The following is a 6,249-nucleotide window of genomic DNA, read 5'->3' as shown; positions in this document are numbered from 1 at the left end:
TGATGGATATCAACGAAGAGTGGTTGACAGGAAACAGGTATTTAAACATGGAAACATAATTATGATTGGGTACAGGAGAATTTACAGCAAAAAAGTGACACTACCCATGCACAGTATTTGGAATTGTAATATTACTAAATGCATTTTTCGTACCAGGTATAGCACTTGCAAAAGGAAATGAAACCAATAATGTAGAAAAAGTAGACATTGGTAAAGAAACTCTACGACATAATGAATACTTGAATAGTTTTGACACCGTAACAACAAACCCAAATCATGTGATAAAATCTTTTAAAGATGACAAAAAGGTAAAATTAACGCTATCCGGGAAAAAACTAAACATCAAACTTCATGAAGTTTCTATTGTAAATGATGATGCCAAACTTTTATTCAAGAATGAATCTGGAATCTATGGTAAAGAAATCCCCGATATCAATACTTATCAGGGAAAGGTCATTGATAACAAAAATAGTGACGTTACATTAACTGTATCTAATAATGTAATGGTTGGAAGTGTAGATGTGGAAAATGAAACTTACATTATAGATCAGACAAATAAAGAAAAGAATGGAAAAGTAATTTATGTATCATATAAATCAAGTGACATAAAGGAGAGTAATAAATCTACATCTATATCCATGGATGATATAGATGGCGAAACAACATCTCTGCAAACTACAGTTTCTTCAAGTGATACTTTAACAACATCTAGCACAACTTATACAATTGATTTCCTTCCAGCTTATGGTCCGGATTTCAACAATTTGTTCTCTGAACCGGAAACAGAAATTTCAAGTATGGTGAATGAAATTAATGATGATGTATATTCAACAGAAGGTGTAACATTGGAAATCACGAGCTACAAACAATTTAGTGATATTCCTCAAGGAACTACATCTGAAATATTACATTTCTTTGAAGACGAAATTCCAGAATATAGAGATATAACAAATAGTGATTTAGCATTCTTATTCTATGGCAAGAATTTTGAAGATGATACTATTGGGCGCGCCGATTCTTATAATGGGGATGATAGTCAAGCACATGGAGTAGCTCAAATGATAGCAAACCATTTGGTTGTTATTCAGCTAACTATCAAGATAGGTGTCTTTTAACTGCACATGAAACAGGTCATAACTTTGGATGCGAACATGACGAAGCTTATCAATGGACTACTCCAAACCTAAATCATTATACCACTATGTGGACCCCCTTCAATGATGGTACTGGTCAAGATATGGAACTTGAATTTTCATCTGACGGTTATCATGGAGATGAAGACCATGATAACTTAGGTATCATTATACAAAATAAAGACGTTGTTGCAAGTTTTAGATGATTTATAACTTGTAACTTTTTTTTTAGTTATACTCTATTTATAAATAAGATAATTATCTTTAATAACTGGGTGTTATTTAGGGTTGTCTATGAACGAAAAGAAAAAGAACAGTATTAAATGGATAGTCATAATGCTTGCAATTTCCATTATCTTGGTAGCTTCTATTGGTCATATATATGATTACTATGCATCTAAATCATCAGCAGACCGCTATTATGGCATAGTTGCACAAAAAGCAGAGATTACACCAGAAAATTACACCAAAATTGCAGAAGAAGAATTGGATAAATATCCACAGCTTAAGAGGGTATTAAATAATGAAAGTGATAATGAAATTGAAATAAACAAATCTGAATATAATAGATTGAATAATTTCTTTAATACTCTACCCTCTTATGAAAGTGATAAATACATAATGTATAATGGTTCTTTTTACCAGTTACATTTTGACCTGGAAGTAAGTTACCCTGTTGGTTAATAACTTGTTTTTGCTAAAAACTCAACTTTTTGATTGTTTTACATTTAGTCATACATTTTGAAAAGATTGTTAACTTTATGGTCAAATAAACCCTGATAATTGTCAACTTTATAGTCAGAAGGGGTATTTTATAGTCAGACCGACTTTATGGTCAAAGCCAATTTTTTAGTAAACTTTAAATAACATAAAATACGTAATAGGTTTCCGTATACCTTACAAAAAGAGAGGATAACATGTTTAATCAATCAAAGGAAAGGAAAATGGGAATTATATTATCAATTTTAGCTCTTATATTCTTATCAACGATTTTAACAAATACGGCATCTGCTGCATCAATTGAAGGGAACGCAGAATCAATAGCCAGTTTGGAAACTGCACTGACCTTTGTATGGCTCATCCTCGCTGGTGCAATTGTATTCCTGATGCATGCAGGATTCTCACTGGTGGAAACCGGACTTACAAGGTCCAAGAATACTGCCAACATCCTGATGAAAAATTTCATGACAATTTCAATTGGTGTACTAGTATACTGGGCAGTAGGTTGGGCAATAATGTACGGTGCCGATGCTGCAGGACTCATAGGTACGAGCCAATTCTTCCTTAGTGGTGCGGACAATTCACTCTGGAACAGCTGGTGGTTTCAGATGGTTTTTGCTGCAACTGCTGCTACCATTGTATCTGGAGCTGTAGCTGAGCGTATCGAATTTAAAGCGTATCTTATCTATGCTATACTTATGGTGGCTTTCATCTATCCGGTATACGGTCACTGGGTATGGAGTGGTTCAGACCTGGCGCTACTAACAGGTGCTGAAAGTTTTATTGTAGATGCAATAGGCGTAGGTTTGCATGACTTTGCAGGGTCAGGTGTTGTTCATGCAGTCGGTGGATATGCTGCCCTTGCTGCTGTAATCATACTTGGCCCAAGAATCGGCAAGTTCAAAGACGGTGAACCAGTTGCTATTCCAGGTCACAACCTTGCATATGCTTTTCTGGGAACTCTAATACTGGCATTTGGATGGATTGGGTTCAATGGCGGCAGTACTCTGAACGCAAATGATGCTTATATGAATCTGGTTATTGTCAATACATTCATAGCAGCTGCAGCTGGTGCAATATCAGCCATGTTTATCACATGGTTCAAGACAGGAAAACCAGACCCATCACTCACTGCCAATGGTCTTCTGGCTGGTCTGGTAGCAATAACTGCCCCATGTGGTTCAGTTGAAAACTGGGCAGCTTTGATCATCGGAATTGTGGGTGGACTTATAGTATATGCAGGCGTGATGTTCAACGAAAATGTCCTGAAAGTAGATGATCCTGTTGGTGCGATTGCTGTGCATGGGTACAGCGGTAGCTGGGGGCTCCTGTCTGTCGGAATATTTTCGGTTGGTATTGGTAACGGCATACTTTCAGATGCTGTATATGCAGCCAGTGAACCTGGACTGATTTATGGAGGTATCAGCCAGTTCCTGATTCAGCTGGTTGGTGTTATTGTGAATATAATATGGGCGTTCTGTGCTTCATTTGTCATTTTCAAGATAATAGATGTCGTCATAGGTACCAGGGTATCTGAAGAAGATGAAATCGCAGGACTTGATACAGTTGAACATGGAATTGATGCATATCCTGAACATTCAACAACTGAAAGCGAATAAGGATAAGTGATAATGATGAAGAAAATAGAAGCTATTGTAAGACCGACAAAAATCGATCATTTAAAAACTGAACTTGAGGATGCCGGATTTGAAAGCCTCACACAATATGATGTCAAGGGTCGTGGAAAACAAAAAGGTGTTGTCCAACAGTGGAGAGGTAGAAAATACTGTGTAGACATGTTACCAAAATCCAAGATTGAAATGATTGTTTCTGATGATGATGTAAATGAAGTAATCGGAATCATTCAAAAAACTGCAGTTACCGGTGAAATCGGTGATGGTAAAATCTTTGTCTCACCTATAGAAACCGTGGTCAGAATAAGAACTGGAGAAAGAGATGGAGACGCTCTTTAAGATATTCTCCTTTATTTTCACACTTTATAAAGTAAAAAACCGTACAAAGGTTTAGTGAAAAGGATATCCAAAGTCTAAAATATATGTTAGGGACTCTTTCTGTATCCCTAAAAAAACAGAATTATCTGTGATATCGGTCTTTTCAATTATTGCCATAATTCTACCTTTTGCATTCAACTCTGGCTACCTTGGATAATCCTCATTTTTTAATAAATACTACAATATATTAATATTTGCAAAACATAATGATTATTCATCTGCCTGGTCTTTAACAGTGATGTCAAGTTTTAACCTGGTAATTGGTTCCAGTTTTTTCCATTCCACTGTAGTATTTTTTTCGAATGTACATTCATGAACGGTTTTTTCTGATAATTTTCCATTCACCTCATATACAAAAAAACCTTCCTCACCATCTGTGGAAACAACAGCTTCTCGATTTCCTACTTTTTTTACCTCTACAGATGAAACTTTTTTAAGTATGTCCAGAAGGTTGGTTCCTTTTTCCACTTCAACTTCCCTGGTTGGTGCAAAGTTATCCAGGACAGTATAGATGTTTTCCGTATTGATTTTTAAAATATGTGAATTACCAAATCTCTGACGCTCAACCAATTCTGCATCTTCCAATATCCTCACGTGTTTTGCTGTTACTGGTACTGAAATATTCAGTTCATTAGCTAAACCTGTTATATGCATTTCATTATTTGCCAATAATTTAAGTATATTCAAACGGGTATTACATCCCAGTGCTTTGAATATCTTTTTATTTCTAGTGGATTCATTCATACTATTCAACCTATGGGTTTGAATATTTACTGGAACCTTCGACGTTTTTTTGTTTGTAATTCTTTTTTTATCTTTCCACTATCCATGAATATGTAGGTCAAATTATCACGAAAAATCCCAATTTAAAGATAACTGGAACACAGACAATTTAGCCAGTGAATGAACAAGTTAAGTTTATTTCTACTCAATTTTATTTTGCCATTACTCGACTAGTAAGGAATATACATTAATATATCTCTATTGATTTGAATTATAAACATAACCCAACTGGGTAAGATAGATAATAAAAATGCAACTTTTAATCATTAAAACAGTATTTCCTGTATGATAGATGGAACAGAAAATATCGAACATATATCCCATCATCATATACTCTGATTTCAAATTTGTTAATCCATTTTTATCTGTAGACAAATAATGTGAACTACCACTTGGCTTCTTGTCTCATATTTTGTTCTAATGAACACAACTCCACAGGCTCTACCCCTCATCCCAAAGGTGAAATTAGATTCTGTCTATCTAAACCAAATTTTTTAATATTTATTGATGCATTGATGTCTCTATCATGCTCAGTTTTGCAGTCAGGACATTCCCATACTCTCTCTTTAAGTTACAAATCCTGATTGTAATATCCGAATACATGAAAGATTTTGCTTGATGGGTCGAATTGTCCTATCTTGATGATGGTTTTACCATTCCATTCTGCTTTATACTCTAATTTTTGAACAAAAGAACTCCATGAAGCATCAGTTATATGCTGTGCCAAGTTATAATTTGTCAGCAATCCTTTTACATTTAAACTTTCCAGACAAACAGCTTGATTCTCGCTTATCAATCTGGAACTTAACTTATGCTGGAAGTCTTCTCTCTGATAGCTTATTTTCTCATGGTATTTGGCTATCTGGTGTTTCAGTTTTCTGTAATTGTTAGAACCTTTCTTCTTTCTACTGAAACTTTTCTGTAATACCTTCAATCTTTCAATCGAATTTTTCAGGTATCTTGGATTATCGATTTTTTCACCATTAGATGTAACAGCAAAATCTTTGATGCCTACATCAATTCCGACAGTATTGTTTTCATCGAATTCCTGTTTTTGTGGTAACTCTTTTTCATCGTCTACTAAAATACTGAAATAGTATTTTCCTGTCGGTGTTCTTTTTATAGTTGCAGTCTTTTGTTTACCTTCAAATCTTCTATGCAACTTGGTTTTTATCCAACCGATTTTAGGTATGTATATTTTATTATTTTCAAAACCAACTTTATAATACTGAGGAACAGAAAACGACTGCACTGGGTTTTTCTTGGATTTAAACTTTGGAAAACCTGATTTTTCTCTGAAAAACTTGGTGAAAGCATTTTCCAGAGTAAGAGTAGCTCCCTGCAATGATTGTGAGTTAATCTCTTTCAACCATTCATAGTCATCTTTTTATACCCTTATCTGTTTGTTCAACTCAAACCTAGATATCGCTTTACCATCCTGCTCATAAGATTTGATTTTGTTCTCCAGAGCCCAGTTATATATGAACCTACAAGCTCCTATATGTTTTGCGATTAACTATGACGGTATTCATCCCTTTGTTTCATTTCAAAGAAATGAAACTCGCATTAAATCTACGATTTGATGCAGTGCTACAAACACA

Annotated in this window: 6 protein-coding genes and 1 pseudogene; 5 read left to right on the top strand and 2 right to left on the bottom strand. The window is 34.8% G+C overall.

Annotated elements, in window-relative coordinates:
- Positions 1-239 precede the first annotated feature (239 nt).
- From ACLFMM_RS00810 to ACLFMM_RS00790, 5 genes are all read left to right on the top strand, one after another.
- Positions 240-1,115, top strand: coding sequence for a hypothetical protein (locus tag ACLFMM_RS00810; RefSeq protein WP_410806818.1), 876 nt, complete (start codon positions 240-242; stop codon positions 1,113-1,115).
- 86 nt (positions 1,116-1,201) lie between these two features.
- The gene (locus tag ACLFMM_RS00805) at positions 1,202-1,339 is read left to right on the top strand and encodes a hypothetical protein (RefSeq protein WP_410806817.1); all 138 of its coding nucleotides are present in this window, start codon (positions 1,202-1,204) and stop codon (positions 1,337-1,339) included.
- 88 nt (positions 1,340-1,427) lie between these two features.
- On the top strand, positions 1,428-1,817 hold the full coding sequence (locus tag ACLFMM_RS00800; RefSeq protein ID WP_410806816.1) for a hypothetical protein: 390 nt from the start codon (positions 1,428-1,430) through the stop codon (positions 1,815-1,817).
- A gap of 233 nt (positions 1,818-2,050) precedes the next feature.
- A complete protein-coding gene (locus tag ACLFMM_RS00795; protein WP_410806815.1) occupies positions 2,051-3,472 on the top strand; it encodes an ammonium transporter in 1,422 nt (473 codons plus the stop codon).
- A gap of 15 nt (positions 3,473-3,487) precedes the next feature.
- Complete coding sequence (locus ACLFMM_RS00790) at positions 3,488-3,826, top strand: P-II family nitrogen regulator (protein ID WP_410806814.1); 339 nt, start codon at positions 3,488-3,490, stop codon at positions 3,824-3,826.
- 249 nt (positions 3,827-4,075) lie between these two features.
- Here ACLFMM_RS00790 and ACLFMM_RS00785 read toward each other — a convergent pair whose 3' ends face one another.
- Complete coding sequence (locus tag ACLFMM_RS00785) at positions 4,076-4,609, bottom strand: metalloregulator ArsR/SmtB family transcription factor (protein ID WP_410806813.1); 534 nt, start codon at positions 4,607-4,609, stop codon at positions 4,076-4,078.
- Between the two features lie 487 nt (positions 4,610-5,096).
- Positions 5,097-6,161 (bottom strand): annotated as a pseudogene (locus ACLFMM_RS00780) (RNA-guided endonuclease TnpB family protein).
- Positions 6,162-6,249: the final 88 nt, after the last annotated feature.

It is taken from the genome of Methanohalobium sp., from assembly GCF_046546175.1.
Taxonomy (GTDB): domain Archaea; phylum Halobacteriota; class Methanosarcinia; order Methanosarcinales; family Methanosarcinaceae; genus Methanohalobium.
Note: the sequence above shows the minus strand (reverse complement) of the source record. Positions and strands in the feature narration are given on the sequence as shown.